The sequence below is a fragment of the Nitrosopumilus sp. genome, assembly GCF_025699125.1.
Classification (GTDB): Archaea; Thermoproteota; Nitrososphaeria; order Nitrososphaerales; family Nitrosopumilaceae; genus Nitrosopumilus.
Genome location: NZ_JAILWC010000001.1, coordinates 246,159 through 273,021, shown reverse-complemented (window position 1 = coordinate 273,021; position 26,863 = coordinate 246,159). Strand labels below are relative to the sequence as shown.

The following is a 26,863-nucleotide window of genomic DNA, read 5'->3' as shown; positions in this document are numbered from 1 at the left end:
TGAGAAAATGGTTTTTGACATATCAAAAATTAACGATGCGGAGTTTGTCCAGAAAATAAAGGAAAAACCATACCTGAAAAACTATCTCGAGACATATCAAGCAAAAGGCAATCCACTTCCTCTTTTCTCCGAAGAATTAAAAGCTGAACACAAAAAGCTGAAAGAACCAAATTTAATTTATGCAGTTGGGGAAGACACATTCATTCACATTAATCCACATACTACCTCAGATGACGGATATAATGAATATGTAATAATTGAGCCTGATGAGCCAGATAGAGAACTAATGGAATTTGCAGACAAAGTGTTTGCTGCAAAAGCTGGAGGGTTGGATCCACCAATAGAAATTACAGAGAGATTCAACATGGTAGATCAATATCTCAGCAAAACCTTGGCATCATCCCCAAATCCAGTAGATTATTCTAAACTAGGAGATCCATTTACAATAAAGACTCTACCAGTAGAGGCAAACAAAATAACTGATCTGAAATACCATTTTCTGCAAAAAAGAGCAGGAACTGGACTCTTAGATCCATTTCTAAATGATCCAAATTTAGAAGACATTTCAATTATTGGAGCTGGAAACATGTACATAATTCACAAAGCATTTGGAACACTGAAAGTTCCAGTTTTTCTCAGTGTTGATGCAATTGATGAATTAATTATCAGTTTATCAGAACAGTTTGGAAAAACAATATCGCATGCAAGACCAGTGGTAGATGCAACGTTACCTGATGGTTCCAGAATTAACATAGTATTTGGAAAAGACATCAGTAGAAAAGGAACAAATGCAACTATACGTAAATTTGCCAGTACACCACTATCAATTATTCAAGTTCTAACATCAGGAGTCATGAACTTTACTGAAGTTGCATATTTGTGGATGATGTTGGAAGCAGGAATGAGTCTGTTTGTAAATGGAGAGACTGCATCAGGAAAAACCACAACATTGATGGGATTAACTGCATTCATTCCAGCAAACTGGAAAGTAGTAACAATTGAAGATACTCCTGAATTGACACTTCCTCATAACAACTGGATTACAGAAGCTACTAGAAACACAGGAAATGCAGCTTCCAGCGTTACAATGGATGATCTTCTCAAAGCAGCATTAAGACAGAGACCCAATTACATTCTTGTAGGAGAAATTAGGGGGGCCGAAGGAAATGTAGCATTTGCAGCTATGCAGACAGGCCACCCTGTAATTGCAACATTTCACGCAGCAGGAATGGTTCCACTTATTCAAAGACTCTCAAATGATCCAATTAACATTCCAAAAACATACATGGAAAATTTAAACCTGGCATTATTCCAAGGGGCGGTTCTTAATCCAGAAGGAAAAAGAGTTCGTCGAGTATTATCAATAAATGAAATTTTAGGAATTTCAAATGAGGGTAACGTAATGTTCATACCAGTTTTTGATTGGGATGCAGGAACCGATACTGTAAGATTCAAAGGAAAAGGAAGCAGTGCACTATTCATTTCAAAAGTATTAGAAAAAAGAGGAATGAAAAAGAAAGACGAGGGAAAATTATATGAAGAACTAGAATTACGAGCAAAAATCTTAGAGAAAATGATGGAGAAGAAAATATTCAATTATTATGATGTGTTCAATGCAATTTCACATTGTAATGAAGTTGGATTGGAAGAATATCTAAAGGAGCTTGATGAACAATGATGGTAAACAAGGTAAAAGATGTAAAAAATCTTTTTACCTCAGGAAGTAAGGTTGACGAAAATTTTGTTTATTTCATTGCTTTGTTGTACTGTATTTCTACAGGGGAAATTGGAGCAGTGGATCTTTTTAAAACTGGAAAAGACTCAAAGTATGGAAAATACTCCGAGGCATTCAGAGACACATACAGATTAGGTGTGGGATGGTCATATGGATTGGCATCAGCATGTGAAATGATTGGAAGAAAAGTTTCAAAACAAAAAGACGATCCAACAAAATTACTTCTTGTGAAACTATCTCAAGTTGTAAGATTAGGGGATGACTTGAAGACATTTTTTAGAGATGAATTAAAAAATTCATTGGCGTCATATTCAATAAAATATGAAGCAAATCTTGAGACTCAAAAATTATTTTCAGAGATGTTTTACACTTTAATGTCTACTGCATCGTTTATGATTTCTGCAAACGCCATTATGAGCATGTTAATGGGATTTGGAGATTCAGAAACAATTCTAATTGTCTCAATGATGGGCACAGGTATTGGGATGGCAGTGTTTGTGGCAATGATGTTTTTCATGTTTCCAAGAGACGTACTAGCACATACAGATGATGCAATTGAAAAACAATTTCGAATGAAGATGCATATGGGAATTTTTGGCACTGTAGGAATTTCAGCAGTGCTTTTAATTACAAACATGATACCACCAATTCTTGCTGTGGGGTTGGGTGGAATACCATTACTTTATCCTGGAATAGTTGCAAAAAAACAAGAATCAAAAATTTCAACATATACTGAATGGTATCCTACATTTATTCTCCATTTTGGACAATTATTATCCACAGTAGGTTCCATGGGGCAAGCACTGCAGGCAGTAATGAGAAGTAATTTTGGAACCATTCAGATATTCATTGACGGATTAAAGAATAGAATCAAAAATAGAATTGACCAGAAAATTTGTTTCCAATTATTCTCAATTGAAGCAGGGCATCACATCATTGCAAATGGAAATGATATTGTTTCAACATCAATATACAAAGGAGCAGATATGAATCTGGTAGGAAATGTAGTTGCAGACATTACAAAAAAAATTAGTGAATTAAGAGGCAAAAGAGCACAGAACGCATCAACATTTCAACTAGTTGTAGTTATTTTACATGTTCTCTCATTGTCAATATTTGGATTAATGAATAAATTAACTGAGTTATTCAACGATTTATCTGAAGGAGATCTTTCAAATGCTGCGTTTGAATTAAGCCCAATAGATCCAGTCCTAATGAGTATGCTGATGCCAGTTTTACTCATAATGACATCAATAATTAGCGGATTTGCCATAAAAATTATCCAAGGAGGTCTATACAAAACAGTCTTTTTCCATATCGGATTATTACTTGTAGTAGGAGGAATCTCAATGTTTGCAATAAATGAATTTATGGCAGACTTTTTGGATAGCATCATATTTACAGCTCCACTTCCAGGAGTTTGATTCAGATATTTCATATGTTTCAAAAATAGATTTATTGAAAAAGAATCTGTTCTAAATGATCAAACAAAGCATTAACTAGAAAATTATCATTGATGAAATATGTCAACACAAAAAACCAAAATCATCGATGAAAACGCAATCTTAAAATCAGAATCAACAGATAATATTAATACAAATAGCAATAGCATGGGAACAAAGGTTCTCAAATCATTTGATCAAGCAGTAGCATCATCTGAAGAATTAAGCGAAACAGTGACACAGTTAGAATCGGCTTCAAGAAGTCAGACAAGCGGAGTTGAAGAAGTATCACAATCCTTACAATCAATTGCATCGGCAATTCAAGGAGTAGCTAAAAATGCAACAAAAGCCATGGAGATGATGCGACAATCAGAGGAAATCAGCAAAACCATCAGTGCTGATGCTGAGAAAGGAATGAACAAGATGGACAGTATGAAATCAATTGTATCAGAATCATCCAATGATGTAAAGAAATTAGCAGTAGAATTATCAAAAGTGGATAACATGACAGGATTTATTACTCAAATTGCAGAGCAAACAAATCTTTTGGCGCTTAATGCAGCAATTGAAGCTGCAAGAGCAGGAGATGTGGGAAGAGGATTTGCAGTAGTAGCTGACGAGGTAAGAAGACTTGCAGAAAATTCCAAAAAAGGAGCAGAAGATATTTCAGAACTTGTAAGTTCATTAAAAAATTCATCAGATAAAACAACTGGCAGTATTGAGAAAGGAAATAGCATTGTTCAAGATGCTCATGAAGTAATTACAAATATACTTACATCGATTAAAAATATTTCAGTATCAATTTCAGAAGTCGTTTCACAAATGCAAGAAATTTCAGTAGCAACAGAAGAAGTTTCAAGTGGAACAGAAGAGGCTACTGCTGCAAGCGAAGAAGTGTTATCTGTAGCACAAACAAATCTAGAGAGTTTTGAAGATATTGTTAAAGCAAAAGACAAAGAAACAAAGACTCTAAAAGATGCATATAAAGACGCAAGAACGTTATCAGAAATCACAAATGTTTTAGATTCATCAACAATCATATCAACTACAGATGTTGATGGGATCAGTGATTATGTAAATCACTTTTTCTTAGATATTTCAAAATTCCCTGAAGAAGAATTAAAAGGCGAAATGCATAGAATTTTTAAATCGGATTGGCATGATGAGAAATTATTCGATTTATTATGGAAAACAATTTCAAGTGGAAAAATATTTCAGACATATCTTAGAAATAAAACAAAAGATGGCAAAAGATTCTGGACAAAAACAGTAATCAGTCCAACATTTGATGAAAATAACAACGTCAAAGGATATGTGATAATTGGAACACCAATTACAGAAATAATGGAAATTACAGGCATGGAAGAAGCATGTAAAGATATCGATGCAGGGAAAATAGTCAAACCACAGATCAAAGAAATTGTTGAAAAACTAAAAAAAGGAAACATCAAATAAAAAGTGTCAAAGGTTTATTTTAAAAATTCCAGACAACAATTATTTTTTAAATTTAAAAAATAATTTAAAGACGATTTTACATTAATCATGTACGCATAAAAAAATTGCAAGCATAAATCAGAAATAAACTGTTACGTACACATGATAGATAATCAATATGGTTATTGTTCACATTAAACAAACAAATAATTATCATATATTGTTTTAAAATCATTTCATGTCAACACAAACAGTATTAAATGATACAATACAAGTTGTCACGTTTACCATTTCAGAAAAATCTTCAAAAAAAGGTAATTATGCAGTACCAATTGATCAAGTTAAAGAAATTAAAATCGTTGAAGCAATTACAAAAATACCTAAATCAAAACCATATGTTAGAGGAGTGATGAATTTAAGAGGAAAAATCATCCCGATTATTGATGTGAACAAAAAAATAGGATTATCAAATTCAAGTACAACTGAAATTGAAAAACAAAGAATACTAGTCGCAGATGTAAACGATACTCTCACAGGGCTCCTAGTTGATGAGGTAAACGAAGTATTAAGAATATCAACAAAAGATGTAGAGGAATCCCCACAAGGTGCATTTGAAGAGAATTACATCAAAGGAATAGCTAAAATGAATGAAAAATTAATTATTTTAGTGGATGTGGCCAAGTTCCTGAGCGAAACTGATGAACATAATAAAAACGACACACCCATAAATTCAAAATCTGTTGAAATAGAATCAGAAAATAATGTAGAAAATAGTAATGATGAAATTATTCCAGAAATAGAAGCTATAATTAATCAAGAAGCATAAAAATAAAAATTACGTCATTTCATTATTAGATTATTTCCATTTTGGAATTGAAATCAGATGGTTTTAGCCGTTGTTTTTATCTTTAAAACAAGACATGGTAAGATAGTGTGCTCAAATTATATCAATCTAAATACCATGTGGGACAAAATTGAACTTGAATCAAGTGATAAAGAAAAAGACATCATCAGATGGAAACAAGAATATATGAAAAACATAGTAGAAGATTTAATTGAATTAAAAATTAAAGCAAAAAAAGAAAACAATCCATCACTATATGATCAATTACGAATTTCATTAATACGGGCTCATGAAGTTCAGAATGGATTAAATCAGAATTAAGAGTAAACCATTTTTTAGTCTGTTCGACGCAGACATACACCACATTATTATGAATTTTTTGATTTAAAAAATATGGTTAATTTTGAATCAAATGATATGAGATTTTTATCAAGGAGACATCATACATGTTAAAAGAAAAAGCGATACCAATCAATGTAGGCATTGTAAATGATTCAAATCTTATGCGAAAATACATATCAGATTTGATTAATGTTGATGAAATTGAAATTAAATGGACAGCAGTAAACGGTGAAGATGCATTAGCAAAAATACCCAAAAGAAAACCAGATGTGATTTTGTTAGATTTAGAAATGCCAACAATGGATGGAATGACTTTCATTGAAAATATGGGAAAAATGAAAATGATGATTCCAACAATAATAGTAAGCAGTTTTTCACAAGATGGATCTAAGGTAGTTCTTGATGCATTAGAGAACGGTGCAGTAGATTTTGTCACCATACCATTAAAAGACATAGATGATAAAAAACTGCAAGAAGAATTAATAACAAAAATAAAAATTTCTGCAAAATCAGATCCAATACAATTGATTACAGAAAAAATTTATTCACTTAAACCAAGTAAAAAAATTTTTACAAAATCAAATTCATCTGAACGATTAATAGTAATTGGTTCATCAACTGGAGGACCAGGAATGGTTCAAAAAGTGCTAAGCAACCTACCTGCAAATATTGCCGCTGGAATTTTGGTAGTCCAACATATGCCAAAAGAGTTTACAAAACAGTTTGCCAATAGATTATCAGAAAAAACAGGATTCACAGTAAAGGAAGCTAATGAAGGAGATGAAATCAGAGATCATGAAATCCTAGTAGCGCCTGGAGACTATCACATGATTGTTCTTCCTAATAGAAGGATTCACTTAGATTCAAGTGAAAAGAGATTTGGAGTTAGACCATCAGTTAACATGACAATGGTTTCTGCAGCAGAAGTGTATGGATCAAATGTGATAGGCGTAGTACTTACAGGGATGGGTCATGACGGAGGATTCGGCATGAAAACAATAAAAAAAAGAGGAGGTCACACCATTGTTCAAAATAAAGAAACATGTGTAATTTTTGGAATGCCAAAAGCTGTAATTGATCTTGATGCGGCTGATCACGTAGTAGGAATAAATGAAATACCAATAAAAATTTACGAGGAAATGCAAAATCTTGTCTGATAATAATTATCGTGAGATGTATGTCTCCGAGGCATTAGAACATATAGAAATAATGAACAAGACATTATTACAATTAGAAGAACAACCAGAAAATAGATCATATTTAGATCAAATCTTTAGGTCAGCTCATACTATCAAAGGTATGGCATCTACAATGAATTATGACGATACAAGAGAACTGTGTAAAAATATTGAAAACATATTTGACAATATTAGAAAAGGAACAGAAAAATTAACACATGATCTTACCAGTGCGCTTTTTGTATGCATTGATCTTTTACAACAAATGATATCAGATGATAAATTAAAAGTGGATTTAGCACCTTATTTAAAAAAACTAGAATCACCAGAACAAGAAATTCAAAATATCCCCATGCAAGAATCCGTCAAGACAACAACATTACCCACAATAAGAGTAAAAATGTCGGATTTGGACTCTGTTGTAAATTTAGTGGGGGAGTTATTGACATCAAAAATGCAACTACAGCAAACAATTGAAAATGAAAAATATGAAAATTTAAAGCAAATAGTAACAGAAATTGATAGATTAATCACAGATTTACAATATCAGTCGATGCAAATTCGACTTGTCCCAATAGATCAGATTTTTGGTAGATTCAACAGAACAGTAAGAGACACATCTCAAAAATTATCAAAGAAAATTAATTTGAGCATGGATGGTTCTGGAATTGAATTGGATAGAAGTGTTTTAGATTCTATCACAGATCCTCTATTACACATTCTAAGAAATTGTGCAGATCATGGCATTGAATCACCTGATGAACGAACAATCTGCGGAAAACCAGAAACAGGCAATATCACACTCACAGTTTCAAGAAAAGGAGAAAATGTACTCATCATAATCAATGATGATGGAAGAGGAATTGATGTAGACAGAGTAAAAGAAAAAGCTATAGAAAGCGGAATTATTACTCAAGAAGAAGCAGAGAAAATCTCACATCAAGAAGCAGTTCAATTAATTGGAGCCCCAGGTTTATCCACCGCAAAAGAAGTAACAGATATTTCAGGAAGAGGGGTAGGAATGGACGTAGTAATTTCACAAATTGAGTCAGTTGGAGGAACAGTCAAAATCAACAGTGAGAGAGGTAATGGCACCACTATTGAATTATCTTTACCTTTGAGTCTTTCAATAATCAGAGGACTGTTAGTAGTGATATCAGGGGAAAAATTTGCAATTCCACTTTCAAGTATTACAACTACACTCCAAATAAAACAGAATGAAATAACTTCATTGCATGGAACTGAAGTAATTAAACTTCGAGATAGAATAATTCCTTTGATAAAACTAAATGAATTATTTGAAATGAAAAACGAATCAGATAAATCAAAACCACTAACAGTAGTAATAATTGAAAATGATGGAAAAAATTATGGGTTAGTAGTGGATAAATTTGAAAGAAATCAAGAAATTGTAATTAAAAAATTAGACAGAAATGAATCAACAGATTTATTTTCAAATGCTACCATACTGCCAGATGGAAAAGTCGCCCTAGTAATTGATCCATCAACAATAATTCAATAGGAGTTAAAACATGAACTTGCAAAAAATTGAAATTAAAAAATTATCATCAACATTCAATGATTATATTACAGAAAAAACATGTGAAGTTTTTTCTACATTATTGAAAGAACCAATACAACACAAATTAACCATGCTAGAAAACAACATAAATGTAAGAAATATCGGTTTAACATCCAAACAAATTAAATTACATTCAGTTAGATTAAACGGTAAAGGAGACATCCATATCGAATTACTATATACTTTAAGACTTGAAGATGCAATGAAAATTGCATCAAAATTACTAGGTTCCGAAGTTAACAAGATTGATGAAATGGGAGAATCAGCATTGCAAGAAGTTGCCAATATTTTAACGGGGTCATTTTTCAATGCATTATCTAAAGATACAGGATTTAGAATAGATTTATCCACACCAACATTCAAAGAAGGAGAATTAGAGGAATTATTATCAGAACCTACAAACGATGTCAATAGCAATAGTAAAGACATTGTAATTGCAGATGTACTACTAACAGGAAAAAATAGTAAAACCGAAATCCACATGATCATCATTCAACATCCTGAACATGCAAAGAAATTGATCTCCCATGAATCAAAAGATATTGAAGAAAACAAGTATTCAGACAAATCAAATACAAATTTGCTAGGAGGTCAAAATGATGCAATTGATGATTTGTTAAAAAACTTGTAGGAAGCGGGCACCATGATGGTCAAGGATACGATTAGAAAAGAAAAAATGAAAAGTGGAATAATTTGATGGAATCAGAAATTAACGCAATTTTAGATAAAATAAGAACGGAGGTAAAGATAAAAACTGGAAAAAACATAGATGGTTTCAAACCTGCTTTTTTAGAAAGAAGAATTCGTCACAGAATGGAAATTAATGGAATTGTGAATTTTGATGAATATTTAAAACTGCTATCAACAAATTTGGAGGAGGCAAATAATCTTTATTTAGCATTCTCAATTAATGTAACACAATTTTTTAGAGATCCACATGTTTGGGAGAAACTGGAGAAGGAGATAATTCCAAATTTAATAAATAAATCAAAAGTTCATACTGCGTATGTATGGAGTTGTGGGTGTGCAACAGGTGAGGAACCACACAGTGTTTCAATAACACTAAACGAAGTATTAAAGTCAAGAGATATTAAATATGAAATTTTTGCAAATGATATTAATTTAGATGCAATTAGTCGTGCAAAAAAAGGAATTTACAGAGATGCAAATTTAGTAAATATCAACACAAAAAGGAGAATAAAGTATTTTGAAAAATTAGAATACGATCAATATCAAATCAAATCCAACATAAGTAATCAAATAAAATATGAAAATATAGACATGATGAAAATTACAGAAAAGAAATTCCATATGATTTTTTGCAGAAATGTGTTGATCTATTATGATAAACAGAGGTATAAGGCAATTTTTGAAAAATTTGCAGATTCATTAACGGAAAACGGAATACTAATTCTTGGACAAAATGAATCTATGTTTGGTACGATTGGAAATAAGTTATTTTTAACTCTGTACCCAAAAGAAAGAATTTATCAAAAAATAGAATATTAAAAATATTTTGTTGAATTTAACAACTATGAAAAATTTGTCAAGACATTAGTTTGTACAACATAAACAAACTTATAGATATTAATAAAAAAAATAAGAAGAAACATGCAAATATTTTTTGAATCTAAAGTCAAAAAAAATCCAATGAGAAGGAGTTTTTAAAATGGGAGACGGAGTGAAGGTGTTAATTGCAGACGATGCATCTTTTATGAGAACAGTTCTAAAAGATATTTTAAAATCTAATGGACTTGCAACTGAAATTGTAGAAGCGCCAGACGGAGTAGAAGCTGTAAGACAATACATACAGCATAAACCAGACTTGGTGACTATGGATGTCAACATGCCCAAAGCAGATGGAATTCAAGCTTTAAAGGGAATCATGAAAGTGAATCCAAATGCACGAGTAATAATGGTCACATCAGTAGAACAAAAACACATAGTTCAAGACGCGATGAAATCAGGTGCAAGAGATTACATAATAAAACCATTTGACAAGGGAAATGTAGGGTTAGTTTTGAATAAAGCATTAAGAGCAAAATAGACACAAACGCTGCAGTGTACCAGATTATCAAATAGTGATAAACAAAAGTCAGAGCACCACATTATCAACAAAATCATCAATGAGAAATATTGTCAAAGAAAACAAAAGAGAAAATCGAATCAGAAAATCAGTATTTGAAACGCATTACAAAACTATGTGATCGTACATAAATTAAGAAAACGGGCCAGAAATGACCATATCAACATAAAAGATGGCCAAAATTTAAAAAACTAATCATCAATTTATCTACCAAAATGGAAGGTATTTTCAAGGAAAAATTCCGTATATGATATAGTCTAATTTGTGCTAAATAGGCCATGTCATTAAACGCATATGGGTTATTCATCATATCATCAGCATTCTTTGGGTTGGTTGCATTATCTGGAAACGCTTTTGCAATTCAAGATACGGTAAAAGTAGGAGATTTCCCCAGAGATATCGATTTTGACCCAAGATTGAATAATCTATACGTGCCAAATTATGAATCTGGAACAATATCAATTATTGATGCATCAACCATGATAATCAAAGACACAGTAATGATAAATGAAGGGAATTCCAATCCCACAAGAATTGCAGTAGACTACAAACAACATTTGATTTATGTAACAGACAAAATTTCAGGAACGCTTTCTGTAATTGATGGAATCAATGGAAAAGTGATAAAATCCATTAAAATTGGTGAATCGTTATGGGACATTGCACTTAATGAAGATAATAAAAAACTGTATGTTTCAGATTTAATAAAAAATGAAATTATAATTTTAGATACAGAAAATTTCAAAGTCATCAAATCAATATTTATCAATTCAAGTCCTTGGGCAATTACAATTAATCAGAACACAGACAAGACATATGTTGCAAGTGGAACATCTGAAGTAATCCACATAATTGATGGAAATACGGATGAATTAATTAACGATGTAAATCCAGGAGTTAAACCATGGGGGCTATCAATTAATGAAAAGAGCAACGTTCTTTATATAACAAGTTGGGATTCAAATGCAATAACTGTACTAGATCTTCAAAATGAACAAGTAATATTTGAAATTCCAATCACATCAGGAGCTTGGCAAATGAATACTAATCAAAAGAATGGAATCACAACAATTTCAAATGAACATTCAAATGAATTGTATTTACTTGATGAAAATTCTAAAAAAATTCAAACAATTTCTGTATTTGACTCACCACAATCAATGATTATTTCTCCAACTGCAAATATCATCTATGTTGCAAATCCATTGTCAAATTCAATCTCCGCTGTATCATATGATTATGATCACTATACACTCACGCCTATTATTGAAGAAGTCATCTCAGATAACAATTCAGTAAATGATGAGTTAATTTTAGAGGTAATAGAGGGAATTTCCAACATCCCACAACGTGAAGATATTGATACAGACATGATTTCAGGATTGCTGAAAAACCTGGGAGTCACAGGTGAGTTTGATGGAAATGGAATTGCACGTATTTTGCTTGACGACTATAATAAAAAGAAAGAACTTCAGCCAAAAACAGCTGTAATTCCCACATGGACGATGGACCTAGCAATGATGTTTAGCAATGATCTTGAAAATAAACCTCAACCAAAAGAAATCAACTGTGATGAAGAGTTTTTCTTCCCCATTAACGATATTGACAAGGTTAACCCATATGAGATTTGGGTGAACATTCTTCCTATCTGCGCTCTATCTTAATCATCAGTATTTTTTTTGATAAATGAAAAAGAGGTTCCAAGAATCCCAATACCCATGACAACTGCAAGACAAACGGCAGAAATGTAAACCAAGGCAGGGATTGAAGACAGTAAATAACTCAATTCTGTTTGATATAGTGGACTAGTGGCAATACCAGCAAAAATCAAAGATATTGTAATCATACTACCAAAAATATTTGTTCCAAATAGATGAATCCATGACAGCAGAGTATTGAATTTTGTAAACCCACTATGCAAATTTGTTTCAATATGATTATAAAATATGCCAATTGTTGCCAATCCTGCAGTTAATCCAATTTGCAAAACAAATCCAAAAAAGAAAATTCCGAGATTATCAGTAAAGGCAAAATCAAACATGTTTTGAGTATTTCCACTAAACACAAAAAGTTGATTTAAAAAAAGAGCTATTGTTAACCCAGTAACAATCGCTCCTTGAATCATTGCAGATATAATGAATTTTTTGCCAAATTTTCCAGGTTTTGATTCATCAGATATTTCGAGAAACGCTCGCTTTGAAATCTTTTTTTCTAGATTTGCATAATCATTAAATTTTTCTAATAATTGTGCTTCTTCTCTAGAATCATTCTCAAATCCATCATATTTATCAGAACTTGTAAATCGCATAGAATCAGTCAGAAGTATTTGGATAATATTATATAATGTGTGTTAAACGAACGAACTGTTTTACATTAAAAATCAAATTTCCGTGTTTGATTTGAACAGACAAGACATGATTAACCAGAATTTACTGAAAAAATCATGGCAAAGAAAATTCTAGTTGCAGAAGATAATAAATTCACAGCAACACAATATGCAAAAATACTTGAAAGTGAAAATCATCAAGTCGAGATTGTAAAAGATGGAGAAGAATGTATTCAAAAATATACAAAAAGCATTAATGCAGATTCAAAGAAGAGCACATTTGATGTATTGATTTTGGATCATTCAATGCCTCAAAGAAACGGGGCAGAAGTAGCAGGAGACATTTTATCCCTAAATCCAGAACAAAAAATTATTCTAGCATCAGCATATGCATTATCAACTGAGAGAAACTTTTCAAAATTAAAAGACAAAGTTTTGTTTCTTCAAAAACCATTTCAGTTATCAAAGATTCTAGAATTGGTATAAATTTTATAATTTAAAATATTTTATCGCTAGTTATATTCAATATTTTTTTCTAAATTAGATGACTCAGAATCTTTCCATGTAAGATCAAATGAAATTATAGGTAAGGATATCTCAAAAACAGGATGTCCATTTTTGTTATATGCAGAAATTTTCCCTTTATGAGCGTCAACAATATTTTTGGATATATACAGTCCAAGTCCAAATCCTGAAACCTTGTAATTACCTTTTGTCACAAATTTTTTGAAAATTTTTGGTAAAACATCATGTGGGATTTCAGGACCCGAATCAGTTATGAAAAGTTTTAGAGTTTTTTTGTCTTTTAATAAATTAGTTTGAATAGTAATAGTACCTGTTTCTGTAAATTTTATACAGTTATCCAAAATATTTCTCAAAACCTGTTTAATTCTAGTCCTGTCAAGATTCATGACTACATCAACATCAAGTCTGGTAATTATCGGTACTTTTCTGTCAGGATTAAAATGCTCAGAATCCAATACTTCAGAAATCAGGTCATTTATGCTATTTTTCTCCAAGTGTAATTCTAGTTCATCATTTTCAATTTTTGTCAGATCTAGTACATTATTTGCAATATTTTCCAGATTTAGAGCAATGTTAGATATTCCTTCCAAAGCCTCCTGATTAGAGATAATTCCTGTTTTAGCAAGTTCAACAAATCCAAAAATAGGTTGAATTGGACCTTTTAATTCATGAGATGCAATAGAGATGAACTCCTCTCTTTTTTTGTCTACTTTTTTTAATTGTTCATTTAATTTCTGAAGATTTTTTGTTTGCATTTTTATCTCAGATTTGAGATTAGAATTTGTCTGATTAAGGAAAAAAACTAGCATAGTAGTTACAACTCCTACCAAAATTATCATAGCCCATTGTAGAATCTGAAAATCAGTAATAATGTGTTCAACAGATATTTTGGAATAAACTGGTATTATTTCAAGAGTCTGTTCTATATCCTCAAGTTTTTCAAATAATTCAAATTGCAAATGTTTTAGATTTTCATATTCGAGTAAAAATGAACCAAAATCACCATCATAGAAATAAGATAGTGCATCAGATGCGCTATTTTCATAATTTAGATGTAAATTATAATATGAATCAATATTATTTTCAAGTTCAAGAGATTTTTTATCTTCTAAAAGTTCAATGAATTGAGGATTATTAATAATCAAAGTATTGAAATCATAAATTTTGTTTTTTATTTCTGTATTATATATCCAAAAAGTGCCAACACCTACCAAATTCTCTTCAGATTTTAAGCTTTCAAAGATAGTCATCTGGCGCTCATATTTTATTTTAATATCATCAAAATTTGAAATGTTTTGATTGTATTCTAAAATAAAATTATAATTTTGATTAATACCATCCATTGTTTTTATAGTATAAATTGAAACTACGCCTAGCAGCAAAATTATCATTGATATGCATATTCCAATTCTAAATTGGGAGTGACTAGAAATCTCTAACAACTTTCCATTATGATTTAAATTAACTTGAATTACTGGTTGTCTAAATTAAACAGACACTTTTGTTTGTTCAAAAATTTAAAACAATTCCTTTTCATGCAGAAAAAAAGAAAATCAACATGACAACTGCTGTAATTATAGATGATGATTTTGATACAGTAGAAGTATTTTCAGAATTTCTTTCATTGCAAGATATTGAGGTCTTAGGAAAAGCATACAATGGTTTAGACGGAGTAAAATTATTTGAAGAAAAAAAACCAGACATAGTTTTTTCAGATCTTTGGATGCCAGAATACGATGGATTTTATCTTTTAACAAATTTGAGGCAAAAATTTAAAGAGGCAAAAATCATCATGGTTACTGCAGATTTAACTCAAGAAACAGACAGAAAACTAAAAGAATGTAATGTGGACGCAGTAATTTTTAAACCATTTAAAATAAGTCAAATTATGGAGGCCGTTGAAAAAGTATCAAATAAATCTAAACCGGTGATTTCTACATAGATTATAAATAATACAGAGAAAACTAAAATTATGAATGTATTAATTGTTGAAGATGAAATTGACCTGCTTGAAGAATATAAAATTTTTCTAGAATCAAATAACCATAATGTAACTTTAGAAACGAACGGGGAATCAGGATTAAAAACATACTTTGCAAATTTTGATCAGAATTCAGAATCAATTCCATACGATATTGTTATTTTAGATTATCAGCTATCAGGTAAAAATGGAATGCAAGTTGCATCAGAAATATTAGCAAAATGTCCAAAACAAAGGATTTTGTTCGCATCAGCTTATGTTGAAGACACACTAAAAGAATCAATTAAAACTTTGAAACAGATAGTGGAGCTTTTGCAAAAACCGTTTGGATTGCAAAAATTACTGAATGTGATTGAAGATAAAACTACATATGAAGAATTAGAAAAACTAAACGTAGACATTAAAAGTCTAAAAGAACTAGAACCCACACATGCTCAAATTAGTACATATTTGGACATCATGAGAAAACTTCACGACAAATTAGAATAGATAATTGATTCTAGGATTCTGTTTAAATTAACCATACAACTTGCTTTAAAATTTAGACACCAATATCATTCATGCAAGTGAGTACACCTCAACAAGAGAAATTCTCAAAAGCGATTTTTCGAAAAATTTTGGTACCTTTTGATAATTCAAAAATGTCAGATAGAGCGTTTTGGCATGCAATTAATTTAAATTTTAAGCATAAATCAGAAATAATCATTCTTTCAGTTTTTTATAGTGAACAACATTCAAGTTCATTCTTGAATTATAATACACACCAAACCGTCATTGAACAAAAAAAACTTAATGAAATAAAAATCAAACACAAAAAATTAAAAGAAATTTCAGAGGAGCACGGAATTCCATGTAGAACATTTATAGCAACTTCATCCTCAATTACTCAAACTGTAATGTCTTATGTTTATTCGACAAAAGCAGATCTGGTAATAATGGGCACCAGGGGGAATGGATCAGATAGGAAATTAATGTTAGGAAGTGTATCACTTGAAATATCACAGAATGCACCAATTCCTGTATTGTTGGTAAAATAAAATTTTTATTAAAAATAAATTAAAAAATAATTAAAATAATCAGAAAATACGTTTGTGTAAAAACGACACACATATGATAATAGTCCATTTTATTGGCAAGTAGTTGTTTGTATAAGAATCTTGAAACAAAATCAAAAAATATGGAAAATATAGATAGTCTTTTTGGTGAATTTAGAAAACCAGTGAGTCATAATGTTAAAATAAATTTTAGCAAAATTTCAATTAATGAATTAATTAACCAATCAGTTGAAAATGCAATTAATGATGTGGTTAGCAACATAATCAATACCAAGATAAACATAATAGAATCAGAAAATGTCAGAGAGATTGCAGAAAAGTGTAAAAAATTTTTTCAAGATTCTGATTTTGGGACGTTTGAATACATACAAAGAGCAGGAAGAAGTAATTTTAAAGTTGTTCATAAATCAGGAATTAATGGAACCAAGTTTTTGAAGAAGTTTTTTGAAAAGATGTTCACAATTCATTTAAAAAATTATTCAATCCACACAATTTCAAATGAAAATTCTTTATGTGTAATCTTTAGATAAATTACGAATTTGACAACAATTGTTCTTTAATTGAAGGAACGTTTTCATTGACATGTATTGAATTAACTTCTTTCTTTTTAATTAAACCAATGTGTGTCACATCAGGGGGCAAAATACTATCAGTAAACCAATCTACAGAAATTTTTAATTTTTTTCCAAATGAAGGAATTTTTGATAAATAATACATTCTCCAAAGTAACCACGCAGAAAATCCACTAATATTTCTCCCCCCTATAGTTGCAATGCCCACTTTATTACCGATAATCGCCATTATTCCTAAACTATGAAAAGTGAATTTTTTTAAATTTTTGCGGTTATTAAATACAAGCATCAAATTTTCGGCCACCAATTTTCCTTCCCTAATTGCATGCTGTGCGGTTGACGGATAGAAAGTATCCGTAGATTCATCTTTAATCAGAGCACAATCGCCCAACACAAAAACATTTTTTTTATTTTTCATCCTTAATGATTGATCAACTATAATTCTTTTATTTGCATCATGTTCACAATTCAAATCTGAAATAACTGGATCCATTTTTGTACCTCCAGTCCATATTAAAGTAGCACAAGACAATTTTCCACCGTTGCTCAACATAACATTTTCTTCATCTGCATCATCAGCTTTAGTATTTTTCATAATCGTTACTCCAGATTTTTCAAGAAAAATAGTAGCTTTTTCAGACAATTTTCCATTGATTTCAGGCAAAATACGATCCTTAGAAGAGATTAAAATCATGTTTACATTTTTTGGATTAATGCTAGGGTATGATTTTGAGATTGATTTTTTAATAAATTGGTTTATTTCGCTTATGGTCTCCACACCAGCAAATCCTGCGCCAACAACAACAAATGTCAACAATGTTCTTTGTAGCTCATAGTTTCCTGTTTGTGCAGCATGTTCCAGCATTACAATTACATGGTTTTTAATTGCAATTGCATCTTCAATATTCTTCATTGTGAAAGAATGTTTTTTGAGATTTTCATTATGAAAGAAATTAGTTTGTGCACCCAATGCCAATATCAGATAATCATATTCTAACGTACGAACTTTGTGATCAAATGATCTTTCAATAGTAACAAGTTGATTATCTAAATCAATAGAGTCTATAGAAGCATGTAAATATTTTGCTTTTTTACAAAAATATCGTATAGGTATTGTAATATTACTTGCATGTAGTAATCCAGAAGCAACCTGAGGCAACATTGGAGTAAAAAGAAAAGAATTCTTATCTGAAACAATAGTTATTTCTACAGATTCTTTTTGAAATTTTTTTTCTATTTCCTTTAACGCCGTAATACCACCAAAACCGCCACCTAAAATTAAAATTTTTTTTGTAGATGAGGAAATACTTTTGTGAATGCCAATATAATGTGCATAGTATTTTGATTCCGAATCAAATACAAGATCACAGCAATTGCAATTAATTTTAGACATAAAGAAATAGATGATTTCAGTTTAAAAACAACCTGTGTGTTTTATTAATACAAAAAATACAAGAAGTATCTATTTTTCTGCAAAAAAATTGGCATGAATTTAGGCACAAACTTGCTAAATCACAGGGATTTACACGTAGATACGATTTGGTCAAAAATAAGCCCACAGTATTTACAATCAAACTTTCATTTAGTCAATGATGTATTTTCTAAATTAAATTCAAGATAAATTTACGATCCTGTAAGGAAGAGAAATTAATTGACAAAACCATAGTTTTTTTAACTTTGTTGTAAATTCCGAAATAAAATAGTAAACATAAGTCATGACTGAATTATTATTGAATGCCAACCGGTAGAAAATCCTTCATATCCGCTTGATTTTGCATGACCTGCCAATAATTTCGAATTATCTAAAGTAATAGTTTGAAAATTCTTGGTTTCATTAAGTAATAGCAGTAAATCATGGTCTGAAATCATATTTTTGTGTTTGATGTTCTCAGATAGTTTGTTTCCATCAGAATCCAATATGACTAAACTAGTAGAATCGACTTCGTTTCCATTAAGTGGTGTTTCTTTGAATATCACATCAATGAATTGGTTCCAATTAAATACAACTCCAAGAATTCCTATAACATCATCAGAAATATTTCCATCTTTGTGTATTTTACATGAAAATACAAGACCAGTTGATGTGTCATTCCCTTTTTCTGTTTTAATTATGTCAAATCCATATTCGCTACCATTTTTAGTCTTTAATGCAGTTTGAAACCACGAAGCATCATTCATGTTGGTGTTCTCCACATTATTTGAAGAGCCATTTGCAATGACAACACCGTTTGTGTCACATACGATCAAATCTGAATATACTGTATAATACTTGAGAATTGTTTGAAGACGAGTTGTTAGAAAATCTTTATTTTCAATTGTTTTTTGAGTTAATGCTTGAATTACACTCCCTTCAGTAGCCCACCAGCGAACATCTGCTGTTCGTTCATACAATGCCCTGTCTATCAAATCAATGTTTGTAAAAGACAGGTTCACAAGTCTGTCACCTTTAATTTCTCTAGAATTGATAGATATCAATGAATTAAGATCTACGAGTTTTTTTTGGGTGTTCGAATCCATTTTTGATGTTATTTCAGCAGTGGTTCGTGAAAGGTCACCCATAAATCCGGCTATAACCCCAAATCCACGCCCGGCATCACCCACACGGGCAGCTTCAATTGCAGCGTTTAGAGACAACACATGAGTTTCATCATTGACATTGTTAATTTCTTTAATTGCCTGTTGTGTTTCTTCAGACAAATTTGATATTAAATCAAGTATTGAATCAAGAGATTCATCATTATTGTCGGTCAAATCCAGATCCTGACAAGACGCATCAATATCTTGAATTATTAATGAATGCCATTCTTTTGATCTATACCCTTCAAACCCAGGAGACAACGCATGGCAGACAATTTTTTTAATTCCATCTTTTTCAACGACGCTGAATCCTTTTTCTTTTAGGAACAAATCATTTTTACCTTTAAAATTAATCGTCTGTTTTAGGATTCTTTCTTTTGTATCAGCAAGAACATTTCCCGCATCATCACAAAGTAGCACACGTGTTTTTGATTTTTCCTCAGAAGATAAAGAAGTTTCATTTACTATTCTTTGTGCAAATTCAGTCCATTTGAAAACAGCACCCAGAACACCAATAACTTTGTTATCAGGATTTCCCCCCTCATGTATCTTGCAGGAATAAGTTACTGTATAATCATCATTTACAGATGGGGAGTGATGTACAGTTTCAAATGCATGTTCTTTACCACTGTTGGTATTCATGGCTCCTTTAAACCAAGGTTTATCAGAAAAATTTCTTCCAGTAAAACCAAATTTGCTTTCTCCAGAAGCTTTACAGTTGCCTTCCACATCACATAAAATAAGATCATAGTAAACAGTATACGATTGTAAAATCACTCTAAGGCGATTTTCTGCTTCTTGATACGCATCAATATTATTCTCTACAAGAGATTTGACCAAGATATCGTCTGTTGCCCACCAGCGAACATCGGCAGCCCTTTCAAAAAGATTTCTGTCAATTAGTCGAATATTTGTCAAAGCAAGAGTTGCCAATCTGCTTCCACGAATGCTGACAGATTTACTTTCAATTGATTTAGATAAATTTTCAATCTCTCGTATAGTTTCTTTTTTCATTTTATCTAGAACTTCATCTGTTTTTGTACTTAATTCATCAATTGAGTTCGATACGACCAAAAAATTTCTTCCAATATCACCAGTACGATTTGCTTCAATTTTTGCAGTTGTGGAAAGCATATGTGCCCTACCGTTGATTTCTTTGGTAGATTTTAACGCTCTGTTGATTTCATGACCAATTTCAGAAGTTTGTTCAACTACCTGCTGGAAAAAATCTTTTTTATTTTCATGCAATTCTATAACTTGTTGAGAATCACTCATTATGGAAAGAAATGCATAGATCAACATAATTTACTGGTAATTCAAAATGAACAAACAGCCGTTTTTTATTCATACTTACATTGAGAAAATTTTCTCAACAATAAAATACAAATGTAATGTTTTATAATAATTATGATTATTATGTGATTTAATTAAACAGACACTAGATAATATTTCTAAAAAATAACGAAGATTATGAATATCAAAGTGATTTCTGTAATGATGGTTTTATTGACAACGTTACTTTTAGCTCAGACAGTTTCCATAGTTGATGCACATCATAATCCAGATAGCAAAAATGAGAATGCAAGAAAAGAGATGGAAGAAAAATCCAAGGATTATGACAAACAAGGAAACAAAAAAGATGTCATTGAAGAAAAGAAGAAGGCGTTTTTAGCATACAAAACAGCGTTTGCAGCATGGAAAACTGCAAAAGAAGATTACAAATCAGCTAAAAGCTCAGGGGAGCAAACTGTAATTAATGCAAAAAAAGTGATTTTAGATGTGGCCAAGATTGTCAAAGATGACGCATTTGCAGAATACAAAGAAGCATTAAAACAGAAAGCAAGGTAGGATAAACGAAAAATATTTTTTAGTACACGTATTGTTCATGCATATTTTGAAGTAAATTTTCTTGTAATGAACAAAAATATCGAAATCTCCACAGTTTCAATTACCATGATTTGCCAAAAATACATCACCCATCCACCCATCATTTGATCAGTAACCGCCAACACTACTGAAAAAATTTCAAAATTTTGTATAGTAAGCAGCGGCAATGCTGCAATGGCCCCTACCTGTTGTTCGGGAGAAACTTGGGAAGATATTTGATTAATTGCGTCAAAATTCAAGTCCGAATCAATCATGATTCCTTTGCTCCCAAATTCTGCTATCACCTGCTCTTTTAAGAGATAATATTCGGTATTTCCGGCATGTATGCTAAATATAGTCAAAATTCCCAGAGACAGAAATAATCCGGTTTGAGAAAAAATAATCCATTTTTGTTTTCGGGTATGATTTTTAGTGATTTGACGAAGAAACATCTGACCAAAATTTCCCAATTTTTCTTTCATAGATAAAAAGAGAATCACACCAAAAACCACAGTGATAACACCAACAGAACCAATCCATTCATCAACAAAAATCATTTTAGAAAGAATTCTAAGTGGAACTAAAATAGCAATTAAAGAAAGCGTGACAATTAAAAATTCAAGAAAAGGATGAAGTAAATAATCGGGAGGATTTTTTTTAAATACTGCCATAAGTTATGAAAACACAAAGACATCTAGAAGTCCAGCTAGTTCAAAAAAAACATGCAAGATCATTTATCAATTTTTAGGGTTTCAGACATAAAAAAACAGTAATCAGTCACAACTAAACAGAAAAATCATTTTTGTGGGATTCCAGAGTCGGGTTTATGAAAAGTACTATTTTTATCAATTTTCCAAAATATGATAAATACGAGCAATTAAGAATCAAACATGGATGGTAGATATTGTTTGTATTTATCAAACTCAGTTTGAGATTCCCATTCATCATCAATGGTTCCTGAGTTTTTTATCAAAGTTATCTGCTCGTTGATTTTTTTATATTCTTTAACCATTGAATTCTTAAGAACTAAGATATCCTCATCGCCAATGTAAGAATCTATTGCAGTCATATATTTTTCATATTTTATTTTAAAATCCAGTAATTTTGAAAAAAATTCTGCAACAGTAAGTTTTTCAGTAGAATATTCAAAACTGATCCTATTATAATCGTCGCTTAATTTCATTCCATTTGTAAAGATCTTTTCACTTTCTGTAGGATCATGTATTTGTGTTTCTTTACGAATCTCTTCTTCAGTGATTTCTCTTAACTCATTTAAAATATGATCCTGATCAAGAGTTTCAACTGAGGCCTGTTTAATGAAATCCTCACCAACCTTCAATATTGCATCTTGACCAGTAAGATCAAGTTCAGAATATTTTTTAGAATCTTGAGGACTAAACAAAATAAAAATAATTGGAATTGCGATAAGAGGCAACAAAATCAGAGATTTGTTCATTTTTTATTCAATATCATTCCAAGATTATTGATTATAAGAACAAGGTCACACAAGATAAAAAACAGGTGTTTATTAACCAATTAATGAAAATTAAGAAAGATTAACTTTGTTAATTTGAGTACACAAAAAAGAAACAACATTATTGAAATTTCAAGTTATTGAAGAAGAGATTGTCAAATTAATTCCAGACATTAGAAAAATAATCTAAAATTTATGTAATGCGAGGTTTAGACTCACTGTTATTAGAAAATAGATGGTAACGATTAGATTTGAGAGAAGCCTTGATAATTTTATGGCGAAGTAGAAGTTGGAATTTAGCAAAATCTGCTTTGTTGTTTGACGGTGGAGGTACAATATAATCGACCGCCCCCAATGCCAGAGCATCATTAACAATTTCAGAACCATCTATTGCATAATTACTGGTTATTATTGTGGGATATTTTCTAGCATTTCCCAATCTTTCAAGGAATGTAAATCCATCCATTTGAGGCATTTCAAGATCTAAAAGGATCACATCAGGTTTTTTATTTTCTAGAACACTCAACGCATAAGATGCATCAGAATACGAACCAATTAGTTGCCAGCCAAAATAGGAATTCACAATATCTTCAAGAAATAATCGCATGGCCCTTGAATCATTGATTATCATGATTTTCATTTACAATGTAAATTGAAGTTTTCTTAAAGGATAGATAATCTTGTGTGATCAATTTCAACAAATAGCCATATCTGGAACGTCATGTATATCAAAAGCAATCTTTCGCATCCAGTCAAATGTTTCAAATTTATCATGTTTTTTGAAGGTCAAAATAAGACATTTAACATACAGTAACGACATCAGATTATATCAAGATATTTTTTAATTATCAAAGTTTGAATTACCAGTTGTCTAGTGCATCAGAATCATCATCAGAATCAAGTCTTCTTGAAGGTCTAACTGGAATGTAAATTCTCATAGTAATGAAATATTCTTAATGCATTTAGAATTTTGTCTGTAATGAGTAACATACAGGTTCATGCTAGATACAAATTCAAAAAAATTTATGTTATTAGGGATCAGGTGAAACTTTTTGATAGATTTTCATACCCAAATCAACAGTTTTAAAAAATTTCTTCATTGAAATAGGCACATCTTCAGCCATGCCCAATACAAGAAATCCACCGTCATTTAGTGTCTTGTGAAATTTTTTAAAAAGAAGTTCTTTAGCGTCGTCAGCGTAATAAATTAGCATATTTCTACATAGAATTACATCAACATGATTAATGTGAAATGATGCAACATCGCCTACTTGAAAATTAATAGTTTTTTTTAAATCATCACTAAATTTGTATAAATCATCATCAATTTTTTCTAAAAATTTAGACAAAAATGAATTTGGGATATTCTTTAATTTTTCAAATTCATATTGGCCTGTTTTTGCAATACCTATAGATGTTGGATTTATGTCATTTGCAACAATCTTGAATTTTTTTTCATTTTTTTGAAGCATATCAGAAAACATCATTGCCAAGCTATAGGGTTCATTTCCGATTGCACATCCAGCACTCCATATTGAAATTGGTTGATCAGAAGGAGACAATGAAATAATTTCAGGGATAATTTTCTGTTTGAACACATCCCACACAGTTTGATTCCTAAAAAACTGCGTCACATTAATTGACAAAGTAGAATTAAGTTCAAAAGATTCAAGAAAATCTTCATCTAGGAATGAGATGTATTCTGCACAGGATTTTATTCCTATGAGGTTCATTCTATTTTGAACCCTACGTTCTAAAAAACTAGAGGCATAGTGATCTATGTTTACATCTATTTTTTTCCTTACTATTTTTTTAATATCAATTATTTGACATTCTAAAATTGTAGCAGTCATAGTCAGAGAATTGGTTTTTTAGTTCTTGATAAAATAATCCTAAACGGAGTTAAATTATTTTGAAAGGTAATTGTACCAGTTTGTGATTCAATAGCATTCTTTACACTTGAGGGCCTTAATCTCGTTACACCTATTTTAGATGAAACAAGCAGATCACTGTCATTTATATCAAAATTATTTCTTACAAAAAATTTTTGCATAGTTAGTAACAAAATAACTTGGATATAGATTACTTAATGTTCAATTCACACACACAATTTGTCGCCTTTACAACGACTAAAATTAAATCAAGTTTATTTTGAAAATTATTCCATATTACAAAGACGTATAAAAAACTGCAAAACGTATTTGTTTTGGAGATTTATTTAAAACACAAAACAAAAGAGATTAAGACCAAAAACGGTTAGTTACTTGGTGACATCTCAATTGTATGTAAATGATAAGAACTCATTTTCATAAAAGAATGATTTGTTCAACAACATTAACAAGAGGTAAAGTTCAATTAGAGCGATCATATGATATTTTCAAGAAATTTTTGAAATTATTGTAAATATTTGAAAAATTTTAAAAATCAATAATTTTTTGAGAGAATTATAAAATGAAATCAGATTAGTAAAATTAAAAACAAATCACAGATAGAGATTAGATTTATTTAACATGTAATAAGGAATGGATCAACAATGGCAGGTATAGACAAAGCTGCAATTGCATTTTCAATCGCAATTGTAGCTATAGGCGTAGGCGTTGCATTCTCTTTGGGTGTGGCTCAAGATGCCGGTCCAAGCGTTTCTGCTCCAGTAGTTTCCAAAACTGTTGAGCCAAAAACTCAAACAGACCCATTTGCAGATATTGCAAATAAGGTAAAAGAAGAAGCTCCTGCAAAACCAATGAAGGCGGGTTGGGACAGACTAACATCAGAACAAGATCCTGGTGTAGGTCATGAATCTCATCAACTTGCAATCATTTTGGCACCAAGTAGTAATGTATATTCAGGTACACTCAAGTATGATGCATCTGAACCAATTCAACTTGTTACATTACATGGTCCATTAGCAGCTGGGGAAGACGCAGGTCAAGCAATCTGGAGTCCTGATGGAGAAACAAAGTTTGCATTAACATTTGTTGATCCAAAGAACGCAAAAGGCGAATGGGAATTTGCCGGTAATGCTTTAGCAGTACATACAATGAAAACCACACCATTCATAGTTGATTACAAAGTAGACTACACAGAAAAACCAGTATCAGATACCGTAAAGACGGCAACAACAATGTCAGTACAAGATCCAGGTATTGGTCATGAATCTCATCAACTTGCAGTGCTTCTTGCACCATCAAGTGATGTATATTCAGGAATTCTGTCATATTCTGCTTCAGAAAACATTCAACTCGTTTCACTTAGAGGTCCAATAAGTGCTGATGAAAAGCCAGCAAAAACTTGGACCCCAGATGGTGAAACCATCTTTGAGTTGACATTTGTCGATCCAAAGAATGCAATGGGTTCATGGGAATTCAAAGGAAATGCTTTAGCAGTTCACACAATGAATACAAATCCATTCACTGTTAGTTATTCTGTAAGTGCAATTACAACTGCAGGACAAACAGTTGAAATTGAAGACAATATCACCATGGAAGAAGATCAAAAAGAAGAAACCATGATGGAAGAATCAGCAGGACCAACAACACATACTGTTGATATTCCAGTAGGCACTTCAGTTCCAGGATGTGAAGAATCCAATACATGTTACATTCCAGCAAATATCACAATAAATGCGGGTGATACTGTAAATTGGGTCAACATAGATTCAGCAGCACATACAGTGACTGGAGGTAGTCCAGCAGACGGTCCATCTGGCGTATTTGATAGCAGCCTAATCATGGCAGGTGCAGAATTTGCATTTACCTTTAATGATTCAGGCAACTATGATTACTTCTGCATGGTGCATCCTTGGATGGTAGGCAGTGTATCAGTGAACTAACCAAAAAAATCCTTT

26 protein-coding genes are annotated in these 26,863 nt (G+C 31.3%); 18 read left to right on the top strand and 8 right to left on the bottom strand.

Annotated features, from left to right (window positions below; translation table 11 throughout):
* The first annotated feature begins 7 nt into the window (after positions 1-7).
* The 11 genes from K5783_RS01625 (at position 8) to K5783_RS01575 (ending at position 12,307) form a co-directional block, all read left to right on the top strand.
* Entirely contained in the window at positions 8-1,678 is a 1,671-nt protein-coding gene (locus K5783_RS01625) for a type II/IV secretion system ATPase subunit (RefSeq protein ID WP_297471825.1), read from the top strand.
* Entirely contained in the window at positions 1,675-3,159 is a 1,485-nt protein-coding gene (locus K5783_RS01620; protein WP_297471824.1) for a flagellar assembly protein FlaJ, read from the top strand. Before K5783_RS01625 ends, K5783_RS01620 begins: the two co-directional genes overlap by 4 nt.
* Before the next feature lie 99 nt (positions 3,160-3,258).
* Positions 3,259-4,632 carry a methyl-accepting chemotaxis protein gene (locus K5783_RS01615; RefSeq protein WP_297471823.1) on the top strand — a complete coding sequence of 458 codons (1,374 nt, stop codon included), beginning with the start codon at positions 3,259-3,261 and terminating at the stop codon, positions 4,630-4,632.
* Between the two features lie 217 nt (positions 4,633-4,849).
* Complete coding sequence (locus K5783_RS01610) at positions 4,850-5,437, top strand: chemotaxis protein CheW (RefSeq protein ID WP_297471822.1); 588 nt, start codon at positions 4,850-4,852, stop codon at positions 5,435-5,437.
* A 57-nt stretch (positions 5,438-5,494) separates the two neighbouring features.
* Complete coding sequence (locus tag K5783_RS01605) at positions 5,495-5,776, top strand: hypothetical protein (RefSeq protein ID WP_297471821.1); 282 nt, start codon at positions 5,495-5,497, stop codon at positions 5,774-5,776.
* 125 nt (positions 5,777-5,901) lie between these two features.
* Positions 5,902-6,954: a chemotaxis-specific protein-glutamate methyltransferase CheB gene (cheB, locus tag K5783_RS01600; RefSeq protein ID WP_297471820.1), complete on the top strand. Its 1,053-nt coding sequence runs from the start codon at positions 5,902-5,904 to the stop codon at positions 6,952-6,954.
* Complete coding sequence (locus K5783_RS01595; RefSeq protein WP_297471819.1) at positions 6,947-8,497, top strand: chemotaxis protein CheA; 1,551 nt, start codon at positions 6,947-6,949, stop codon at positions 8,495-8,497. Before cheB ends, K5783_RS01595 begins: the two co-directional genes overlap by 8 nt.
* Before the next feature lie 10 nt (positions 8,498-8,507).
* Entirely contained in the window at positions 8,508-9,188 is a 681-nt protein-coding gene (locus K5783_RS01590) for a chemotaxis protein CheC (RefSeq protein WP_297471818.1), read from the top strand.
* A gap of 65 nt (positions 9,189-9,253) precedes the next feature.
* Positions 9,254-10,066: a protein-glutamate O-methyltransferase CheR gene (locus K5783_RS01585; RefSeq protein WP_297471817.1), complete on the top strand. Its 813-nt coding sequence runs from the start codon at positions 9,254-9,256 to the stop codon at positions 10,064-10,066.
* A gap of 160 nt (positions 10,067-10,226) precedes the next feature.
* The gene (locus K5783_RS01580; RefSeq protein WP_109876584.1) at positions 10,227-10,604 is read left to right on the top strand and encodes a response regulator; all 378 of its coding nucleotides are present in this window, start codon (positions 10,227-10,229) and stop codon (positions 10,602-10,604) included.
* Between the two features lie 317 nt (positions 10,605-10,921).
* Positions 10,922-12,307, top strand: a complete 1,386-nt coding sequence (locus K5783_RS01575; RefSeq protein ID WP_297471816.1) for a YncE family protein — start codon at positions 10,922-10,924, stop codon at positions 12,305-12,307.
* Here K5783_RS01575 and K5783_RS01570 read toward each other — a convergent pair.
* Complete coding sequence (locus K5783_RS01570; protein WP_297471815.1) at positions 12,304-12,951, bottom strand: hypothetical protein; 648 nt, start codon at positions 12,949-12,951, stop codon at positions 12,304-12,306. The two genes, K5783_RS01575 and K5783_RS01570, sit on opposite strands and share 4 nt — an antisense overlap.
* A gap of 135 nt (positions 12,952-13,086) precedes the next feature.
* Between K5783_RS01570 and K5783_RS01565 the strand changes: the two genes are divergently transcribed.
* Positions 13,087-13,455, top strand: coding sequence for a response regulator (locus K5783_RS01565; RefSeq protein ID WP_297471814.1), 369 nt, complete (start codon positions 13,087-13,089; stop codon positions 13,453-13,455).
* A gap of 26 nt (positions 13,456-13,481) precedes the next feature.
* On the opposite strand, the gene K5783_RS01560 is transcribed toward K5783_RS01565, so the two are convergent.
* Complete coding sequence (locus tag K5783_RS01560; protein WP_297471813.1) at positions 13,482-14,885, bottom strand: HAMP domain-containing sensor histidine kinase; 1,404 nt, start codon at positions 14,883-14,885, stop codon at positions 13,482-13,484.
* A gap of 167 nt (positions 14,886-15,052) precedes the next feature.
* On the opposite strand from K5783_RS01560, the gene K5783_RS01555 reads away from it, so the two are divergent.
* From K5783_RS01555 to K5783_RS01540, 4 genes are all read left to right on the top strand, one after another.
* On the top strand, positions 15,053-15,436 hold the full coding sequence (locus K5783_RS01555; RefSeq protein WP_297471812.1) for a response regulator: 384 nt from the start codon (positions 15,053-15,055) through the stop codon (positions 15,434-15,436).
* A 30-nt stretch (positions 15,437-15,466) separates the two neighbouring features.
* Entirely contained in the window at positions 15,467-15,964 is a 498-nt protein-coding gene (locus tag K5783_RS01550) for a response regulator (RefSeq protein ID WP_297471811.1), read from the top strand.
* A gap of 71 nt (positions 15,965-16,035) precedes the next feature.
* Positions 16,036-16,512 carry a universal stress protein gene (locus K5783_RS01545; RefSeq protein WP_297471810.1) on the top strand — a complete coding sequence of 159 codons (477 nt, stop codon included), beginning with the start codon at positions 16,036-16,038 and terminating at the stop codon, positions 16,510-16,512.
* Between the two features lie 140 nt (positions 16,513-16,652).
* Positions 16,653-17,060, top strand: a complete 408-nt coding sequence (locus K5783_RS01540) for a hypothetical protein (RefSeq protein WP_297471809.1) — start codon at positions 16,653-16,655, stop codon at positions 17,058-17,060.
* Between the two features lies 1 nt (position 17,061).
* Here the strand turns inward: K5783_RS01540 and K5783_RS01535 are convergent, their stop codons facing one another.
* The gene (locus K5783_RS01535) at positions 17,062-18,495 is read right to left on the bottom strand and encodes an NAD(P)/FAD-dependent oxidoreductase (protein WP_297471808.1); all 1,434 of its coding nucleotides are present in this window, start codon (positions 18,493-18,495) and stop codon (positions 17,062-17,064) included.
* 320 nt (positions 18,496-18,815) lie between these two features.
* Complete coding sequence (locus K5783_RS01530; RefSeq protein ID WP_297471807.1) at positions 18,816-20,954, bottom strand: cache domain-containing protein; 2,139 nt, start codon at positions 20,952-20,954, stop codon at positions 18,816-18,818.
* A gap of 195 nt (positions 20,955-21,149) precedes the next feature.
* Here K5783_RS01530 and K5783_RS01525 point away from each other — a divergent pair, with 195 nt between their 5' ends.
* A complete protein-coding gene (locus K5783_RS01525) occupies positions 21,150-21,527 on the top strand; it encodes a hypothetical protein (RefSeq protein ID WP_297471806.1) in 378 nt (125 codons plus the stop codon).
* A gap of 35 nt (positions 21,528-21,562) precedes the next feature.
* On the opposite strand, the gene K5783_RS01520 is transcribed toward K5783_RS01525, so the two are convergent.
* The 4 genes from K5783_RS01520 to K5783_RS01505 all read right to left on the bottom strand — a co-directional run bounded on the left by K5783_RS01520 (position 21,563) and on the right by K5783_RS01505 (position 24,872).
* Positions 21,563-22,216 carry a hypothetical protein gene (locus K5783_RS01520; RefSeq protein ID WP_297471805.1) on the bottom strand — a complete coding sequence of 218 codons (654 nt, stop codon included), beginning with the start codon at positions 22,214-22,216 and terminating at the stop codon, positions 21,563-21,565.
* Between the two features lie 206 nt (positions 22,217-22,422).
* Positions 22,423-23,001 carry a hypothetical protein gene (locus tag K5783_RS01515; protein ID WP_297471804.1) on the bottom strand — a complete coding sequence of 193 codons (579 nt, stop codon included), beginning with the start codon at positions 22,999-23,001 and terminating at the stop codon, positions 22,423-22,425.
* A 211-nt stretch (positions 23,002-23,212) separates the two neighbouring features.
* On the bottom strand, positions 23,213-23,659 hold the full coding sequence (locus tag K5783_RS01510) for a response regulator (RefSeq protein WP_297471803.1): 447 nt from the start codon (positions 23,657-23,659) through the stop codon (positions 23,213-23,215).
* Between the two features lie 391 nt (positions 23,660-24,050).
* Positions 24,051-24,872 (bottom strand): protein-glutamate O-methyltransferase CheR, encoded by an 822-nt coding sequence (locus K5783_RS01505; protein ID WP_297471802.1) that lies wholly within the window; start codon positions 24,870-24,872, stop codon positions 24,051-24,053.
* 680 nt (positions 24,873-25,552) lie between these two features.
* Between K5783_RS01505 and K5783_RS01500 the strand changes: the two genes are divergently transcribed.
* Positions 25,553-26,848: a plastocyanin/azurin family copper-binding protein gene (locus K5783_RS01500; RefSeq protein ID WP_297471801.1), complete on the top strand. Its 1,296-nt coding sequence runs from the start codon at positions 25,553-25,555 to the stop codon at positions 26,846-26,848.
* Positions 26,849-26,863: the final 15 nt, after the last annotated feature.

Bases quoted from the DNA above. Each gene is read 5' to 3' on its own strand.
- K5783_RS01570 (WP_297471815.1), bottom strand. From the start codon at position 12,951: ATGCGATTTACAAGTTCTGATAAATATGATGGATTTGAGAATGATTCT.
- K5783_RS01525 (WP_297471806.1), top strand. From the start codon at position 21,150: ATGAATATCAAAGTGATTTCTGTAATGATGGTTTTATTGACAACGTTA.
- K5783_RS01530 (WP_297471807.1), bottom strand. From the start codon at position 20,954: ATGAGTGATTCTCAACAAGTTATAGAATTGCATGAAAATAAAAAAGAT.
- cheB (WP_297471820.1), top strand. From the start codon at position 5,902: ATGTTAAAAGAAAAAGCGATACCAATCAATGTAGGCATTGTAAATGAT.
- K5783_RS01580 (WP_109876584.1), top strand. From the start codon at position 10,227: ATGGGAGACGGAGTGAAGGTGTTAATTGCAGACGATGCATCTTTTATG.
- K5783_RS01540 (WP_297471809.1), top strand. From the start codon at position 16,653: ATGGAAAATATAGATAGTCTTTTTGGTGAATTTAGAAAACCAGTGAGT.
- K5783_RS01575 (WP_297471816.1), top strand. From the start codon at position 10,922: ATGTCATTAAACGCATATGGGTTATTCATCATATCATCAGCATTCTTT.
- K5783_RS01585 (WP_297471817.1), top strand. From the start codon at position 9,254: ATGGAATCAGAAATTAACGCAATTTTAGATAAAATAAGAACGGAGGTA.
- K5783_RS01565 (WP_297471814.1), top strand. From the start codon at position 13,087: ATGGCAAAGAAAATTCTAGTTGCAGAAGATAATAAATTCACAGCAACA.
- K5783_RS01610 (WP_297471822.1), top strand. From the start codon at position 4,850: ATGTCAACACAAACAGTATTAAATGATACAATACAAGTTGTCACGTTT.
- K5783_RS01510 (WP_297471803.1), bottom strand. From the start codon at position 23,659: ATGAAAATCATGATAATCAATGATTCAAGGGCCATGCGATTATTTCTT.
- K5783_RS01560 (WP_297471813.1), bottom strand. From the start codon at position 14,885: ATGATAATTTTGCTGCTAGGCGTAGTTTCAATTTATACTATAAAAACA.
- K5783_RS01590 (WP_297471818.1), top strand. From the start codon at position 8,508: ATGAACTTGCAAAAAATTGAAATTAAAAAATTATCATCAACATTCAAT.
- K5783_RS01615 (WP_297471823.1), top strand. From the start codon at position 3,259: ATGTCAACACAAAAAACCAAAATCATCGATGAAAACGCAATCTTAAAA.
- K5783_RS01550 (WP_297471811.1), top strand. From the start codon at position 15,467: ATGAATGTATTAATTGTTGAAGATGAAATTGACCTGCTTGAAGAATAT.
- K5783_RS01620 (WP_297471824.1), top strand. From the start codon at position 1,675: ATGATGGTAAACAAGGTAAAAGATGTAAAAAATCTTTTTACCTCAGGA.
- K5783_RS01555 (WP_297471812.1), top strand. From the start codon at position 15,053: ATGACAACTGCTGTAATTATAGATGATGATTTTGATACAGTAGAAGTA.
- K5783_RS01505 (WP_297471802.1), bottom strand. From the start codon at position 24,872: ATGACTGCTACAATTTTAGAATGTCAAATAATTGATATTAAAAAAATA.
- K5783_RS01545 (WP_297471810.1), top strand. From the start codon at position 16,036: ATGCAAGTGAGTACACCTCAACAAGAGAAATTCTCAAAAGCGATTTTT.
- K5783_RS01500 (WP_297471801.1), top strand. From the start codon at position 25,553: ATGGCAGGTATAGACAAAGCTGCAATTGCATTTTCAATCGCAATTGTA.
- K5783_RS01535 (WP_297471808.1), bottom strand. From the start codon at position 18,495: ATGTCTAAAATTAATTGCAATTGCTGTGATCTTGTATTTGATTCGGAA.
- K5783_RS01625 (WP_297471825.1), top strand. From the start codon at position 8: ATGGTTTTTGACATATCAAAAATTAACGATGCGGAGTTTGTCCAGAAA.
- K5783_RS01605 (WP_297471821.1), top strand. From the start codon at position 5,495: ATGGTTTTAGCCGTTGTTTTTATCTTTAAAACAAGACATGGTAAGATA.
- K5783_RS01520 (WP_297471805.1), bottom strand. From the start codon at position 22,216: ATGGCAGTATTTAAAAAAAATCCTCCCGATTATTTACTTCATCCTTTT.
- K5783_RS01515 (WP_297471804.1), bottom strand. From the start codon at position 23,001: ATGAACAAATCTCTGATTTTGTTGCCTCTTATCGCAATTCCAATTATT.